Annotated in this window: 17 protein-coding genes; 13 read left to right on the top strand and 4 right to left on the bottom strand. The window is 42.2% G+C overall.

Going from position 1 to position 15,669, the window contains the following annotated elements; all coding sequences use genetic code 11:
• Position 1: 1 nt before the first annotated feature.
• From NIE32_RS10940 to NIE32_RS10925, 4 genes are all read left to right on the top strand, one after another.
• A complete protein-coding gene (locus tag NIE32_RS10940; RefSeq protein ID WP_253076936.1) occupies positions 2–532 on the top strand; it encodes a spore maturation protein in 531 nt (176 codons plus the stop codon).
• A 508-nt stretch (positions 533–1,040) separates the two neighbouring features.
• Positions 1,041–1,763, top strand: coding sequence for a pseudouridine synthase (locus NIE32_RS10935; RefSeq protein WP_253076935.1), 723 nt, complete (start codon positions 1,041–1,043; stop codon positions 1,761–1,763).
• 226 nt (positions 1,764–1,989) lie between these two features.
• A complete protein-coding gene (locus tag NIE32_RS10930) occupies positions 1,990–2,712 on the top strand; it encodes a response regulator transcription factor (protein ID WP_253076934.1) in 723 nt (240 codons plus the stop codon).
• Positions 2,709–4,505: an ATP-binding protein gene (locus NIE32_RS10925; RefSeq protein WP_253076933.1), complete on the top strand. Its 1,797-nt coding sequence runs from the start codon at positions 2,709–2,711 to the stop codon at positions 4,503–4,505. The genes NIE32_RS10930 and NIE32_RS10925 overlap by 4 nt, the downstream gene beginning before the upstream one ends.
• Before the next feature lie 80 nt (positions 4,506–4,585).
• On the opposite strand, the gene NIE32_RS10920 is transcribed toward NIE32_RS10925, so the two are convergent.
• Complete coding sequence (locus NIE32_RS10920; protein ID WP_253076932.1) at positions 4,586–4,834, bottom strand: ferredoxin; 249 nt, start codon at positions 4,832–4,834, stop codon at positions 4,586–4,588.
• Positions 4,835–4,984: 150 nt separating this feature from the next.
• Here NIE32_RS10920 and NIE32_RS10915 point away from each other — a divergent pair, with 150 nt between their 5' ends.
• From NIE32_RS10915 to NIE32_RS10900, 4 genes are all read left to right on the top strand, one after another.
• Positions 4,985–6,085: a YpbB family protein gene (locus NIE32_RS10915; RefSeq protein ID WP_253076931.1), complete on the top strand. Its 1,101-nt coding sequence runs from the start codon at positions 4,985–4,987 to the stop codon at positions 6,083–6,085.
• A complete protein-coding gene (locus NIE32_RS10910; RefSeq protein WP_253076930.1) occupies positions 6,069–7,607 on the top strand; it encodes a RecQ family ATP-dependent DNA helicase in 1,539 nt (512 codons plus the stop codon). The genes NIE32_RS10915 and NIE32_RS10910 overlap by 17 nt, the downstream gene beginning before the upstream one ends.
• Complete coding sequence (locus tag NIE32_RS10905; RefSeq protein ID WP_253076929.1) at positions 7,604–8,176, top strand: CPBP family intramembrane glutamic endopeptidase; 573 nt, start codon at positions 7,604–7,606, stop codon at positions 8,174–8,176. The genes NIE32_RS10910 and NIE32_RS10905 overlap by 4 nt, the downstream gene beginning before the upstream one ends.
• A 79-nt stretch (positions 8,177–8,255) precedes the next feature.
• Entirely contained in the window at positions 8,256–8,714 is a 459-nt protein-coding gene (locus NIE32_RS10900; protein ID WP_253076928.1) for a DUF2663 family protein, read from the top strand.
• A gap of 67 nt (positions 8,715–8,781) precedes the next feature.
• On the opposite strand, the gene NIE32_RS10895 is transcribed toward NIE32_RS10900, so the two are convergent.
• From NIE32_RS10895 to NIE32_RS10885, 3 genes are read right to left on the bottom strand one after another with little or no spacing between them, the layout of a single operon-like run.
• Positions 8,782–9,348, bottom strand: a complete 567-nt coding sequence (locus NIE32_RS10895) for a manganese catalase family protein (RefSeq protein WP_253076927.1) — start codon at positions 9,346–9,348, stop codon at positions 8,782–8,784.
• A 34-nt stretch (positions 9,349–9,382) separates the two neighbouring features.
• On the bottom strand, positions 9,383–9,652 hold the full coding sequence (locus NIE32_RS10890) for a spore coat protein CotJB (RefSeq protein ID WP_253076926.1): 270 nt from the start codon (positions 9,650–9,652) through the stop codon (positions 9,383–9,385).
• Positions 9,645–9,881: a spore coat associated protein CotJA gene (locus NIE32_RS10885; protein ID WP_253076925.1), complete on the bottom strand. Its 237-nt coding sequence runs from the start codon at positions 9,879–9,881 to the stop codon at positions 9,645–9,647. Before NIE32_RS10885 ends, NIE32_RS10890 begins: the two co-directional genes overlap by 8 nt.
• 169 nt (positions 9,882–10,050) lie before the next feature.
• Between NIE32_RS10885 and NIE32_RS10880 the strand changes: the two genes are divergently transcribed.
• From NIE32_RS10880 to ypeB, 5 genes are all read left to right on the top strand, one after another.
• Entirely contained in the window at positions 10,051–10,809 is a 759-nt protein-coding gene (locus NIE32_RS10880; RefSeq protein ID WP_253076924.1) for a metallophosphoesterase, read from the top strand.
• 229 nt (positions 10,810–11,038) lie between these two features.
• Positions 11,039–11,653, top strand: coding sequence for a genetic competence negative regulator (locus tag NIE32_RS10875; protein WP_253076923.1), 615 nt, complete (start codon positions 11,039–11,041; stop codon positions 11,651–11,653).
• A gap of 215 nt (positions 11,654–11,868) precedes the next feature.
• Positions 11,869–13,077 (top strand): Glu/Leu/Phe/Val family dehydrogenase, encoded by a 1,209-nt coding sequence (locus tag NIE32_RS10870; RefSeq protein ID WP_253077004.1) that lies wholly within the window; start codon positions 11,869–11,871, stop codon positions 13,075–13,077.
• A gap of 193 nt (positions 13,078–13,270) precedes the next feature.
• Positions 13,271–14,116, top strand: coding sequence for a spore cortex-lytic enzyme (sleB, locus tag NIE32_RS10865; RefSeq protein WP_381452133.1), 846 nt, complete (start codon positions 13,271–13,273; stop codon positions 14,114–14,116).
• 11 nt (positions 14,117–14,127) lie between these two features.
• Positions 14,128–15,456, top strand: coding sequence for a germination protein YpeB (gene ypeB / locus NIE32_RS10860; protein WP_253076922.1), 1,329 nt, complete (start codon positions 14,128–14,130; stop codon positions 15,454–15,456).
• Positions 15,457–15,669 lie beyond the last annotated feature (213 nt).

Here is a 15,669-nt window from a genome sequence, read left to right as displayed (position 1 = left end):
GATGGGTGCTGTGACAGTACTTTCAACCTGGTTACTTCCATGCTTAATTGCCATAATCCTTCTCTATGGGACGCTCAAGAAAGTGCCTGCATATGAAGCGTTTGTTGAAGGTGGGAAAGAGGGTTTCTCGCTAGCCGTATCCATTATGCCCTTTCTCGTTGGTATGCTTGCCGCAGTCGGTGTGTTTCGTGCATCCGGAGCGATGGATGCGTTCGTTCATTTACTTCAACCACTACTCGCGGCCATTGGAATGCCACCGGAAGTGGTTCCTTTAGCACTCCTTCGCCCAATCTCAGGAACCGGTGCACTCGGCTTAATGAGTGATCTGATTCAGACCTATGGAGCTGACTCATTTATTGGGCGTTTGGCTTCTGTGATGCAAGGAAGTACGGATACAACATTTTATGTAGTTACCGTTTATTTTGGCGCTGTCGGGATCCACCGGAGTAGCGATGCACTTAAAGTTGGCTTGCTGGCAGACTTATGCGGCGTCATCTGTGCCGTATGGATTGTCTCCTTGGTGTTTGGGTAATGAAATGAGCTGAAACGGGTGTGAGGGGCGCAACATTCGGAAACAACATCATGAATAGAGGCCCCCTTTCTAAAAATCGAAAAATGGAGCGAAGATGCGAGACGCCTGCGGGATCAGCGAACCAGTGAGACCCCGCAGATTTTGCCTGTACCAGGAGGCTCACGGATCGCCCGCGGCAAGCGAGCAATCATAGCGCAATTGAAGCAAACTAAGGACAGTATGTATGTTGCTCAGTTATCCATCAAAAGACGAGAAAAAATAAAACTTTTTACCTCAACATGGAGCGAAAATGGGAGACGCCTGTGGGATCAGCGAACCAGTGAGACCCCGCAGATTTTTGCCTGTATGAGGAGGCTCACGGATCGCCCGCGGCAAGCGAGTAATCGTAGCACAATTGAAGCAAACTAAGGACAAAGTAGTTTTTGAACGTTTTTTCTCGATTAAGTGACTATTAAATGAAACTTGAGAAAAGATTTTTGGCGCGGTATGATAGCTCTGAGGTGGAAGGATGGAACGATTACAAAAAGTGATCGCCCGAGCAGGACTTGCTTCGCGGCGAAAAGCAGAACAATTGATATTAGAAGGTAAAGTACAGGTGAATGGCCAAACGGTCACTGAGCTTGGCACAAAAGTATCAAATAATGACAAAGTTACGGTAAACGGTGTTCCAATAGATAAGGAACAACTGGTCTACTATCTGTTATACAAGCCAACAGGTGTGATCTCTAGTGTGAAAGATGATCGCAATCGAACGACGGTTGTTGACTTTTTTAAGCATGTACCGGAACGAATTTTCCCCGTGGGGCGTCTTGATTATGATACATCCGGCGCGCTATTGCTGACAAATGATGGGGAACTTGCAAACCGACTGATGCACCCAAGCTTTGAATTTGACAAAACATACATAGCAAATGTAACGCCAATACCAAGCAATGATCAATTGCGCCAATTGGCAGTGGGGATCAAGCTGGAGGATGGAATGACGGCAAAAGCACGCGTTCAGCTGATTGCCTCCGATAAAGAAAAGAAAACAGCCTCTGTTCAGTTAACCATACATGAAGGACGTAATCGCCAAGTTCGTCGTATGTTTGAAGCACTTCATATTCATGTGCGCAAACTGAAACGGGAACGTTATGGTTTTCTTGGCTTGAACGGGCTTCACCCAGGAGAGAGCAGAGAATTAAAACCGCATGAAGTGAAGACATTAATGCATAACACACGTCAGTCTTAAATAATTTATACTGTATTTTTTAAAGAAATTGTTTAAAATAAGACATAGGATTGACACATATGCAAAAATAGTCGAATCGTGTATTATTTGCATAGTTCCTGTTTAACGGGTTTTCGGAAAGGTTGAGCAGCACACGAAGCCATTATAGAAATAGAAAATGTTCATGTATATACGGAAACAGAATCAGAAGAGATATAAGGATTTGGCCGGAAAAGGGAGGATCTGGATGGAAGAGCAGAAGTCGACGATATTGGTTGTTGATGATGAAGAAAGAATTCGCAAACTTGTAAAAATGTACTTAGAGCGGGAAAATTATTCGATTGATGAAGCCGGGGATGGGGAAACAGCTCTGCAAATGGCTTTGGATAAAGATTATGATTTAATTCTTCTTGATTTGATGTTGCCTGGAATGGATGGCGTTGAAGTGTGTGAAAAACTACGCGAGTCGAAAGCAACGCCGGTTATTATGCTGACTGCAAAAGGTGAGGAAGCAAACCGCGTTCAAGGATTTGAGGTAGGCACTGACGATTATATTGTGAAGCCCTTTAGTCCACGCGAAGTGGTGTTGCGCGTAAAAGCATTATTGCGCCGATCATCGAAGACGAAGTTTTTGGAAACTGAAACTACGACGAAAAATGTTATTGTCTTTCCGCATTTGATCATTGATCACGACGCACATCGCGTTAAGGTTGATCAAATGGAAGTCAATCTAACGCCGAAGGAATATGAATTACTTTATTACTTGGCGCAGAATCCCGATAAAGTCTTCTCACGTGAGCAATTGCTCAAGGACGTGTGGAATTATGAATTTTTTGGTGATTTAAGAACTGTTGATACACATGTAAAACGGCTTCGTGAAAAACTGAACCACGTTTCGGAAGAAGCAGCAGAAATGATTGTTACCGTATGGGGCGTTGGCTATAAAATTGAGGCTGATTCAAAAGCATGATTTGGAGAAGTATTATTGGTAAACTTTGGGCGACAATTATTGTGATTGTCACGATTGTTCTACTTTTCTTAACGCTTTTCCTGCTTCAGTTCTTTGAAAACAGTAACATTCAGCAGGCGGAACAACAGATGGAGAAGATCGGCGTAAAAGCCGAACGGATGCTCGAACATTCGGACGGACGCTCGATGAATGAGCTATTGAATTCAGTTTCTGATATTGTTGATGTCTATGATTCCAGTTATGTGCTAATCATGAATCATCATGTCTGGAAGGGACCAAAAGGTCAAGCAGAAACGGGTTTAACTCAGAGGCTCTTCGAGAAAGACAGAACGCTCAAACAGGTGTTTTCTGGGCGAAAAGTCAATAAAATGAGTAGTTTCCGGGTAAAAACCGATCACGGCATCAAAATGCAACGATTGCTCATTGTTGGCGTTCCTGTACGTGTTTCTTCTACCGAGTTTGGTGCGGTTTATATTATCCAACCTGTTCAAATTGCACAAAATGCACTTGATCAATCGAAGAAGCTTATCTATATTTGTGCCGGATTGTCCATTTTGCTTACGACGTTCTTTGCTTTTTTTCTCTCAACCAGAATAGGCGCTCCGCTGCGGAGAATGCGAAAAGCAGCGCTCCAGGTTGCCTTAGGTAACTTTGATATTACTGTTCCTGTGATCACACGGGATGAAGTTGGCGATCTTGCTATAGCGTTTAATAATATGAGAAAAAAGCTTAAAGAAAATATGACAGCACTTCATCAAGAAAAAGAGCAGCTTGCGGGTATTTTGCAAAATATGGCGGATGGTGTTCTTCTTATTGATACGGATGCAAAGATCGCAGCGAGTAACCCGCCTGCAGATCATTTTGTTTATTCGTGGAATTACGAACAAAGACAGGATACGGAGAATCTCCAAACCCCAACTATTCTGCGTGATTTGCTTCTCAAAGTTTCTGCCGATGGTGTGCAGAAGATTCAAGAGATAACAGTAAAAGGAAGAATTTGGGTTGTAATTATGAAACCGCTCTATGACTCCAATAAAATTCGCGGTGCGGTTGCAGTTTTGAGAGATATGACCGAAGAACGTCACAATGATGAAATGATTCGAAGTTTTGTCGCAAACGTTAGTCATGAACTTAGAACACCAATCGCGATGATGCAAGGCTACAGTGAAGCAATTATTGATGATATTGCAGAAACTGCTCAAGGGAAAAAGGACATGGCACAAATCATACTTGATGAATCTAAACGAATGGGCCGTTTGGTCAATGAACTTCTTGATCTAGCGAAATTAGAAACCGGCCATTTTCAATTGGATCGACGCAGTATCGATATCGGCGATTTCTTTAAGCATGTCGTGATGAAATTTAGCAACTTAGCGAATGAAGCGGGCATAAGGCTTCAGGCGGATAGTCAACAACTTGAGGGAACATCTTTTCTACTCGATCCTGACCGAGTGGAGCAAGTGATGACCAATTTGATTGATAATGCCATACGCCATACACGAAAAGACGGTGTCGTTGTCGTTTGGGCGAACATCGAAGAAGATCTGCTTCACGTCTATGTTAAAGACTCTGGTGTCGGCATCGCACAGGAAGATATCCCCTTTGTTTTTGAACGCTTTTATAAAGCGGATAAAGCACGAACGAGAGGAAAAGCGGGAACGGGTCTTGGCCTTGCAATTGCAAAGCATATTGTCGAGGCTCATGGTGGAGAAATTAGTGTAAACAGCATTCAAGGTGAGGGGACAACATTTCAATTTACTCTCTCACAGGTGGAAGAGACCGGAGGTAAATAAAATAATATAAAAAAGAGAAATGGAGCTCATCTTCATTTCTCTTTTTTATCGCTTATCTAATGGTACGAGCAGGCTTTTACTTATTGGTTTACGACTTGACCATTGAAAGGCTCGTCAGAAAGGCAAATGGATTCAGTGGGACAGCCTTCATAAGCATCCACGAGATCCTCAAGCAGCTCGTCAGGAACTGCAGCATTTCCAGTATTTTGATCAAGAAGCGTAAAAGCGAGTCCTTCATCATCATAATCAAACAAATCCGGAGCAGTTGCTGCACAAGCACCGCAAGCGATGCACGTATCTTTATTTACGATTGAATATTTTTCAGCCATTTTTCTATCCTTCCCAATAAATGATTGCTTGGAAAATTCCTACCCCTATTATTCTAATGAAGCTCTTCCTCCATTTCAATAGTCGTTAAAGGAGCATTGGTTAACACTTATCGAAAATTAGTTTAAAAAAAGGTAGAATAAAAGGAACACATGATTGAGGAGTCGAACAAATTGCTCTACCGCGATGAACTGATCCTATATTTAATTCATTGTTTTCAAGGTGAACGCACGATCTCCGGAATTTATCATCTGTTAAAGGGTAAGAAATCTGCACAAAGTATCCAAGACAGTTATCTTTTTCATGTGGAACCTTTTTTTCATACGTGTGAGGATCTTGACCGCATGGAGTTTGATTCGTTAATCATGGAATGCCAACATGCAGGTTGGATTTGCCCCAAAAATGATAATAGTCATCACTATATATTGACGCAAATGGGGAATGAAGCACTTGCTGGTCAAAAGACGAATCTGTTCCCGGACGGGCTGAGGTTAACTGATTACATCAATGATGAAAGCCAATATTGGTTGAAGCTTCAGTTAATGGTGCAATCCCTTTCAGCATTGGTGCATCATCAACAAGCTTACCTACCCTTGACGCATGTGCCAAGTGTGACAGAAAGTGTTCGTCGATGCCTCCTGAGCACAACGCTAAGTCGTCATGATTTAGCCAATCGCTTTTATGAGGAACTTGTACGCTTGCTCTCGAATTGTCCTTCAAAAGAAGCTGACTTGCTCGTATCTCAGCTCACCGGTTTTAAAAAAAATGGTTTAACGATTCGTCAAATAGCGGTATTAACGGACAGGGACAATTATGAATGTCGTTTGCTCTTTAAGTCGGGTTTGCGGCGGGTAATGAAACAGATTGCGGAGAAACCCGATCAATTTCCATACAACAGTAAGTTATTACATACACAAAGAAGCGGACTCTCACGCTCAGCAGCAGAAACATTGCAACGCATTCGTGATGGTTTATCCCTCGGCGAGGTCGCAAGAAGCAGACGGTTGACAGAAAGCACAGTTGAAGACCATCTGGTTGAAATCGTTTTGAAAGACCCGAATTTTGAAGTCAACCACTATTTGACCGATGAATTGGAACTTCAGATCATTCAAACAGCAACTGCAGCGAAAACCCGCCAACTGAAAGCGATAAAAAGTCAACTCAAAGCTCAGGCAAGCTATTTTCAGATTCGGCTTGCCTTGGCAAGGAATGCTGTACGAAAAGGGGAAACGTTCGGTGGAACTTCGAGATGAAACGCAGAAACTGAAGCGAGCTCATGTGATTCTTAAAGAGAAGTTTGGCTATGAACAATTCAGGGCTGGTCAATGGCAAGTCATCCAGGATGTTCTGAATGGTCATGACGTCTTTGCGATGATGCCAACAGGGAGCGGAAAATCGATTTGTTATGAAGTCCCTGGGTATCTGATGGAAGGTTTAGTATTAATCATTTCTCCGCTCCTTTCGTTAATGGAAGATCAAGTGCATCAATTGCGCAAAATCGGTGAAAAACAAGCGCGAGCACTGAATGGATTGATGCATCCACAAGAACGAAAGCGTGTATTGCAGAAAATAAATACATTGAGGTTTCTGTTTATTTCACCAGAAATGCTTAGACAACCACAAATACTTGCTGTATTGCAACGGACCAAGGTTTCTTTGTTTGTGGTCGATGAAGCCCACTGTGTCTCACAATGGGGACATGATTTTCGTCCGGACTATCTTTATTTGGCTCAAATTAAAGCAAAACTCGGGTATCCGCCTTGTCTTGCTGTCACAGCAACAGCAGATGAGCGTGTCCGCGTAGATATTGCACGTGCATTGGACTTAAGAGATGTAAGGCAATTATTAATGAGTGTGGATCGAAGCAATATTGCTCTGATTGTAAAGAAGGTTATGGACAACAGTGAAAAAGTTGACCAATTGATTCAATTACTGAGTAAAGTTCGTTTACCCGGGATTGTCTATTGTGCTGCACGTGATTGGACAGAGCGACTAGCGGAACAGATTCGTCTACATACCGGTCTGCGTACAGCGTACTACCACGGTGGTATGGATGCTGTTGACCGAAGAAAGATTCAAAATCAGTTTCTCGATGGAGAACTCGATGTGCTCTGTTGCACGAACGCATTTGGAATGGGCATCAATAAGCCAGATATTCGCTTAGTCGTACACTTTCAGTTTCCAGGGACGATGAATGCCTATCTTCAAGAAATAGGACGCGCATCACGTGATGGAAAACAGGGGCTTGCGGTCCTTTATTACACAGAACAAGATGAACGTTACCCTTCTGGATTTATTGATATGAATTTTCCTGATGACACAATGCTTCACCAGGTTTTAGTTGAACTAGATCAAGGATTATTGCAGACGGAACCAAAAGACAACTTTTTAGAGACATTGCAAGGACGTGGCGCAAGTGAAACTGCCGCACGATTTCTTTATGAACAAGTACGAGCAGTTCCGCGAGAAAAACGTTTCTTGTCTATTCTGGACGAATGTCGAAGAATCATCCGTGAGCGGCGCATCATTCAAATGAATGATTTAAAAGTGATGAAGGATTATATTAACAGCAACACATGCCGAAGAGCATTTTATCAGTCATTCTATAAAGAAAAGCAGCAACATAAGCCAAAGTTGTGCTGCGATCAATGTGGTCTTCAATTCGATGCATTTTCTGGAGAAGAATCACCAGAAGATCGTCCACATTCAGAACAAATACTTGAATGGCGGGCACGGTTAACTTTGCTTTTAAAAGGAAGTGACCATGAGAAATGAGAGCATCAATGAGCGATGAAATGACCGACAAAGAGATTCGGCATGTATTGTATCAATCGCAAGGGCTTTTATTAATTTTGGATTTGGGTTTATGCATCTTTTTTGTAGAAACGTTACCACTGAATCTTTGGTTTCACGTTGAAAGTAAATCGGTTGCACTTGGTCTCGGCGTCGGGATTATTATGGCAGCACTTCAGGGTGTTGTAGATTATATTCTTCCCACACGATGGGGCACTGAGGATCATCTTGATGAACGGCTGTTTTGCGCCTTTCCTTTGCCAGCACTTGTATTAACGATGGCTGTGGTTGCGTTCATTGAGGAAGTGTTATTCCGAGGGTTGGTGCAGCATTTCATTGGTTTTGTTGCAACGTGTGTCGTATTTACATTCATTCACTTTCGCTATCTGAAGAAACCACGGTTACTAATAACAGTAGCTGTCTTCAGTGTTTGTCTAGGAAGTCTCTATCTTTTGACTGAGAGTCTAATTGCACCAATTCTGGCCCATTTTACGGTAAACGTCACCTCAGGACTGATCTACAAGTGGTTAAAGAATAAACGGGCTAAATAAGGAATATGGATAAAAATTGATCATGGATTGTCCTATTTATTGTATTGCATTCATAACCTATAAAAAGGGGTGAACGGCAATGTCACTGAAGGGTTTTCGTGATCAAGGATTGATTCCCGGAAGGACCTATACTATTTTACTGGAATTAATCAAACGAAAAGAGAAAAAAAATAAGTGGAAACAGAAAGAATCTGTTGTGGGTCTCGGCTTAATGGTCAGTAGCGGTATACTCATCACCTATCTATTCTTTTTTCATTCGGAGAATTTAGGTTCCATTCATGGTTTTCATGCGTTAATCGGACGACCTGAGCTTTGGCTGATGCTGTTCTGTTGTCTTTTTTTCATGATCCTCTTTACCTATTGTCATGGTGAGCGCGTGGACGCAGAGGATGATTTCGATGATTTGCGAGAGGAATGTATTGACCGTGAGGAGCATCTCTGGCCAAAAGAGCAAGCGAATGCGTATGGCGATTCACCGCGATACGTCATATTAACCACCGTAAAAAAAGATTATGATATTAATCTCTTCTACAAATAGTGGTCATGAAAAGAAAAGGGCTGCTTAAGTAGCAAGCAGCCCGCGTGAACGTTACAGGAGTACTCGATTAAAAAACTTTCTTTTTTTGCTGCTCCTCCTTAAGTAATTCTACAGCTTCACGAAAACGTTGAGAGTGAACAATTTCACGCTCACGAAGGAACCCAAGCGAATCTTTAATCAGTGGATCATCTGAAATATTGATAATCCATTGATAAGTGGATCGAGCTTTCTCTTCAGCAGCAATATCTTCATACAGATCAGCAATCGGATCACCTTTAGACTGAATACACATGTCAAACTTCTGCCCTGCAGCATTATGGTAATAAATGGATTTGCCATGATCGACATAATGATCACCCAATCCTGCTTCCTTGAGTTGCTCCGGTGTGGCATCTTTTGTAAGTTTGTAAACCATCGTTGCAATCATTTCAAGATGGGCGAACTCTTCGGTACCAATGTCATTAAGTAGGCCCATGACGCGACTGGGGATTGTGTATCGTTGATTCAAATAGCGGAGTGCAGCGGCGAGTTCACCATCGGCACCTCCATATTGTTCAATCAAAAATTTTGCCATCCTTGGATTACATACCCCGACACGGACTGGGTACTGCAGTTTTTTCTCATAATACCACACGAATGTCCGCCTCCTTACGAATTAATAATTAAACTTAAACCTGCCACGGCCATGGGGTATCTTTCCATTGCCAAGGATAAGCGGAGAGGCTCTGTCCAAACTGCTGAAGTGGTCCATATTTTGCTTCAAAGTCTTGGCGAAGCTCTGCACTTTTTTTTGCTGCTGAATTAAACTGTTTCAGTGCATCCAAATCATTTGGATGTGTATCTAAGTACAAGGTAAGCTCAACGAGAACAAAATCAATTGCTTGAAGCGATTTTAGATCCGAATAATAGCTTTCAGGAACTGGTTTAGGCTCAGCCATCGTTATCATGCCTCCTTTTTTTCGACGCATAGGGGTTGGTGTACGGCGTGAAGAGTCCCGGCCATAGCGTCCCATGTGCAAGCGCTTCAAATGGTGAGAATTGCTTCATACCAGTCGGTTGAAAACCAAGATAGAGCTGTACAGGTGTCTCATAGGACACAGGTACAAGCGGTGGGCAAGGATCGAGAGGACTGACATAAGGTGTATACCACTTTCTGTAAGTCGCCAAATGAACACCTCCTTTCGGACATTCGTATAAACTCATCATCTTGTTATATGCCAGTGGTGCTCGTATAAAGACCGATGCTTTTAAAATCCATAAAAAATCTACTTTTGACGCAATCATAAAGAGTGATGCGAATCTTTTTTTGAATGGATCCATGGTGGGGGGCTTTCAAATGACACTTTATTATTTAATTGCAGGTCTTGTCCTGTTGATGATTTTCATGTTTTACGAAGCACATATGAACCGTTTGGTTAAATTGGATTTAGCAGTTCAAAATCTCAGTAGTGACTTTGAAGGAGTGACTATTTTCTTTATCTCGGATATTCATCGCCGAGAAATTTCAGAACAGTGGCTAAGTTCATTTAGCCGCAATCCGGATTATATTGTCATTGGCGGTGATCTTACAGAGAAGGGCGTACCATGGGCGAGAGTTCGTGAAAATGTGAGACGGCTCAAAAAGCTTGGACCGGTACTTTTTGTATGGGGCAATCACGACTGGGAAGCGGGCCACAATCAAGTGGCAAGTATCCTGAACGACATGCAAGTGACCGTGTTAGATAATGAAACCTGTGTGATTGATAGAAATGGTTACTCGATTAATTTTTCCGGCGTGAATGATACGTCTAAGAATCATGATGACCTTATGAGAACATTAGGTTCAAGAAAAGTAGGAGTGCCTACTTTGCTATTCAGTCACAACCCGAATATTAAACACCAACTTGCTCGGTCTATGTGCGTCGATTTTGTCATTTCTGGACATACACATAGCGGGCAAATCAGTCTTTTCGGCTATCGATTAAAGGAAAAAGCAGGGGTAAAAAGGTATTCATTTGGCACACTAATCATCAGTAGCGGATTTGGTACGACCAAACTTCCACTTCGTTTCGGAGCCAAACCCGACGCGTTAATGCTTACCCTTAGAAAGGGTTAAAGCCGCTGGAAAGTGTAAAAGCATGTACATTTTTGTTGTTGCGTTGTATACTACACTCAAGTCTCTTGTTCGCTGTGTAGTAAAAGAATCCGGTCGGTTTTTCGTTGTCTGATCAGAGATACCTTAAGACAGTAGACACCGAAAAGTGCCGAGATCATATACATGTAATAAAGAGTCTTCGGTGGTGCAAAGAAGAGATTAGGCTGGAGGGGCAAGGAGGACATTTGCGATGCGATTGGAACGTTTAAATGGTGACAAAATCAAAATTTTCCTGACTTTCGATGATCTCAAAGAACGAGGCATTACAAAGGAAGACATGTGGCATGACTTACCAAGAGTCGAGAAACTCTTTCGTGATATGATGTTGGAGGCTGATGATGAGCTGGGTTTTGAAGCCTCAGGTCCGATTGATGTAGAGGTATTCTCACTACCTGCACAAGGCATGGTTGTGATTGTTTCTCGAGGAAGAGACGGACACCATGAGGATGATGAGTTTGAAGATGACGATGATTTTATCCAAATGCAGGTGACACTGGATGAAAGCCAGGATGTCCTTTATCAGTTTGAACAGTTTGAAGATGTCATTTCACTAACGAAGACCCTATATGATCTGGATATTCGTACAGGCAGCCTCTTTCTTTTTGAAAATAAATATTATATTCATTTTGATGAAAATCAATTGAGTGATGAGCATGATCTCGAAACGCTTGTTGCAATACTGGCTGAATATGGAAATACCTCGACAATTACGATCTATAGAATTGAGGAATATGGAAAATGCCTGATTAAAGGTAAGGCCATTTCTGAAATCTACCGATACTTCATTGACACTCCGCAGAGCTGAATGAGCGGAGTTTTTCATTCCCTCGCCTGTAAAAGCATCACATCTTTTTCAATAATAGGTATGCACGAATTCACTTGCTCATGAGTTAAAATGCTGAATAATCATCCGTATTTATCAAATAACATTTGGGGTTATCTAGAGAAAGGACGATTTGGGTGTCTGTTTTCCATCAGGAATATAGGATTAAACAGGATCAATCTTTGTCAGCGGTACGCATGCAGATGAAGCAAGCGCTGAAGGAATTGGGCTTTTCAGAGGATGTCTATCAACTGCTGAGTGAACCACAACGTAGCTTATCGGTGAGAATTCCGGTTAAGATGGATAGTGGACATGTACGCGTCTTTACAGGTTATCGCGTCCAACATAGTTTCTCAATTGGACCAACAAAGGGTGGGGTACTGTTTCATCCAGAAGTCACAGAAACACAAATGGAATCTCTTTCAATCATGAATAGTTTGAAAAATGGGTTACTGAGTATTCCTTTTGGCGGAGCAAAAGGTGGAGTCATCTGTGAACCTCGGGAACTCTCATTTCGGGAACTGGAACTTCTAAGTCGTGGATACATACAGGCAATCAGCTCTGTGATTGGTCCTTATCAAGACATACCTGCACCGGATATTTTTACGAATTCTCAAATCATGGCTTGGATGATGGATGAGTACAGCAAGCTATGCCCAGATCAGTCTGCCGGATTTATTACAGGTAAGCCGATTGTACTCGGTGGCTTAAAAAGTCGAAAGAATGCTGCAGGACGTGGCATTGTGTTGTTTATATCTGAAGCCGCACGAAAGCTAGGTATTGAATTAACCGAAGCGACTGCAATCGTTCAGGGCTTTGGATCTCTAGGGGGCTACGTGGCAAAGTCCTTAGCAGATTCAGGAGTGACAATAACCGGACTTTCCGATGCGTATGGTGCCGTCTATCAAGAACAAGGCTTAGATATGGATTCGTTAATTGAATGCCGTGATAGTTTTGGAACAATCACAAAAATGTACAAACATACATTGACAAGCAAAGAATTAATGGAAAAGTCGGCCGATATCATGGTTCTTGCCGCTGTTTCCGACCCAATTACGGAGCAAAATGTGAGGTCGATGAAGAGTAAACTTGTTATTGAAGCTTCAAGCGGCGCAGTGACTGATCAGGCTGCAGAATGGATAACGAATAACGGAATTCTGTTCGTTCCGGAAATATTGACGAGTTCTGGAGACATCACTTCTTCCTATATCGAGTGGGCACAAAACCGACAAGGTTTGATTTGGAGTAAAGAAGAAGGCGAGATGCGTGTGAAGCAGATCTTGGCCGATGCATTTTCAAGTGTTCACGAAATTGCTGAAGAGCGAAAGATCCCGATGAAAAAGGCTGCGTATATTGCTGGAGTATACAAAATGGCGGAATCTGCACGATTTCGAGGATGGTTCTAAATTCTCTGTACACTGAATAGAAAAAAATTCAATTAGAAGTAAAAGACGACTATGTGAACGACATAGTCGTCTTTTTCTCTTTTCCTCTTAAATGCATAATTCAATCTTTTATTGGAAACATAAAGCTGATTTCTGCGAACGATGAAATCAATTTAATGATTTTGGGTTGTGTACCATAGGGGAGGATAAAGATTTGAAGAAAAGATTGATACGAGGCAGTTTCGGAGCTTTTCTCGCAGCTTTCTTGCTCTTTCAGACCGGCGCAGCCGATGCGTTTTCAGAACGAGTGATCATGCGCGGAGATACCGGGGACGATGTGATTGAGCTTCAAGCACGTCTCCAGTATACAAGTTTCTACAAGGGAAAAATCGATGGCTCATTCGGTTACGGGACATACTGGGCATTAAGAAATTTTCAATCTCAATTTGGCTTGCCGATTGATGGTACGGCAGGCAGTCTAACCAAACGAAAACTCACACAAGCGTCACAGTATAATCGAGACTTTGTAATGAAAAATCTTCGTGAAGGAAACACGTTTACCTATTATGGAGGCGTTCCACTCGATCAACAAGTGAAAAAGAATACCCAGCGACCTACTACAGGCAGCACGAAGAACAGTGGGCGTAGTAAGTCTGCACAGCCGAGCGGAGGAAAATATACGATGGATAATCTTCCACAGGGGTACTCCAAATCGGATGTGAATTTAATGGCTAATGCCGTCTATGGTGAATCGCGTGGTGAACCCTATATAGGGCAAGTCGCTGTTTCATCAGTAATTATCAATCGTGTTGCCGATCCGAGATTTCCAAATAACATTTCAGACGTCATCTTTCAGCCAGGAGCATTCACGGCGGTTGCTGACGGACAAATCTGGCTAACACCAAACGATACGGCAAAGAAAGCAGTTATGGATGCGATCAATGGCTGGGATCCATCAAATGGTGCACTATACTATTTTAATCCGGAAACCGCAACCTCTGCATGGATTTGGTCACGACCGCAAATTGGAAAGATTGGAAAGCATATTTTCTGTAAATAGGGGGGATATGAATGAACCGCCGATTGTGGATTACACTTATGTCAGGAGCTGTGGCATTATTAGTGATTAGCTTGGGTGTTTGGGCCTATCAGGAACATCAAATGAAAAAGGCTGTGATGATCCATGCGGAAAATCACTATCAGCAAGCTTTTCACGAATTAACATATTATGTCGATTCATTGGAAGAATCACTGGGAATGTCTCTTGCGATGCAATCGCGTGAAACTATGCGCCCACAGCTTGTAGAATCTTGGCGCTTAAGTGCCCTTGCGCATGCAGCCGCTAATGAATTGCCACTGACATTACTTCCATTTAACCGAACCAATGAATTTTTGTCTCATGTCGGGGAATTTACTTATAACACTGGCGTTAAAACAACCAATGATCGCCCTTTAAGTAAAAAAGAGTACAAGAATCTTCAGAAACTCTACTCAGAATCCATGTCCATACGTGATGGATTACGGGATGTCCAGTCCGAAGTGATGACCCATCATCTACACTGGATGGATGTGGAATGGGCACTGAAGGAGAATAAAGGAAATAAAGATAATCAAGTGATCGATGGGATGAAACGTATTGATGGTCAGGCAACAGAATATACCCAGAGTTTTAGCCCAGAGAACCCACGTAATGTCGTCTTGGAGAAAAAGAAAATCAATCCCATGAAAGGCCCAATCGTAACCAAAGAGCAAGCAGTAGCTCACTTAAAAAAATGGATGGCCTTGAATCACACGAAACTAACTAAAATCAGTGAGACAGGAAAAGGATCAAATACTCCTGCCTATGAAATTTCGATGCAACATCATAGGCGAAACTTGAACGCATCCGTAACCAAAAAAGGAGGGCATGTGATTTGGTTTTTATTCGAACGATCGATACAAAAAGAAAACTTGTCGCTCTATGAAGCTTCGCAAAAATCAGAAGCATATCTCAAACAACATCAGATTAAGAATATGGCGCTGACAAAAAGGAACAAGTACAACGGCGTTGCTGTTCTAACGTATGTACTGAAAAGAAATAACGTTCGTATTTATCCTGCTTCAATGCGTATTAAAGTGGCACTTGATAATGGTGAAATTATTGCCTTCGATCAGACAGATTATCTCTTTAATAAATATGACGATGTGCCTCTTTCACCAAAGATAAACGAACAACAAGCCAGAAAACAATTGAATTCGAACTTGAAAATTCAGGAGAGTAATCTTGCTGTTTTCCAAAACCCGTTGCTAAAAAATGTGCTCTGCTATGAGTTTATTGCGACAAAGGATAATGATACCTACCGTGTAATGATTAATGCAGATAACGGTGACCAGGAAAAAATTGAGATGCTCAAAGACTAGACGACATGGACAGGGCTTGGCTGAACCAAGTCTTCTAACACTCGTTAGGAATTAAGTTGAAAGGGATTAGAGGAAACAAGTGTAAGTGTGACTAAGGTTCATCCTTGAACAGGGCTTGGCTGAATCAAGTCTTCTAACACTCGTTAGGAATTAAGTTGAAAGGGATTAGAGGAAACAAGTGTAAGTGTGACTAAGGTTCATCCTTGAACAGGG

The sequence above is a fragment of the Sporolactobacillus kofuensis genome (genome assembly GCF_024125425.1).
In the GTDB taxonomy this organism is placed as follows: domain Bacteria; phylum Bacillota; class Bacilli; order Bacillales; family Sporolactobacillaceae; genus Sporolactobacillus; species Sporolactobacillus kofuensis.
Note: the sequence above shows the minus strand (reverse complement) of the source record. Positions and strands in the feature narration are given on the sequence as shown.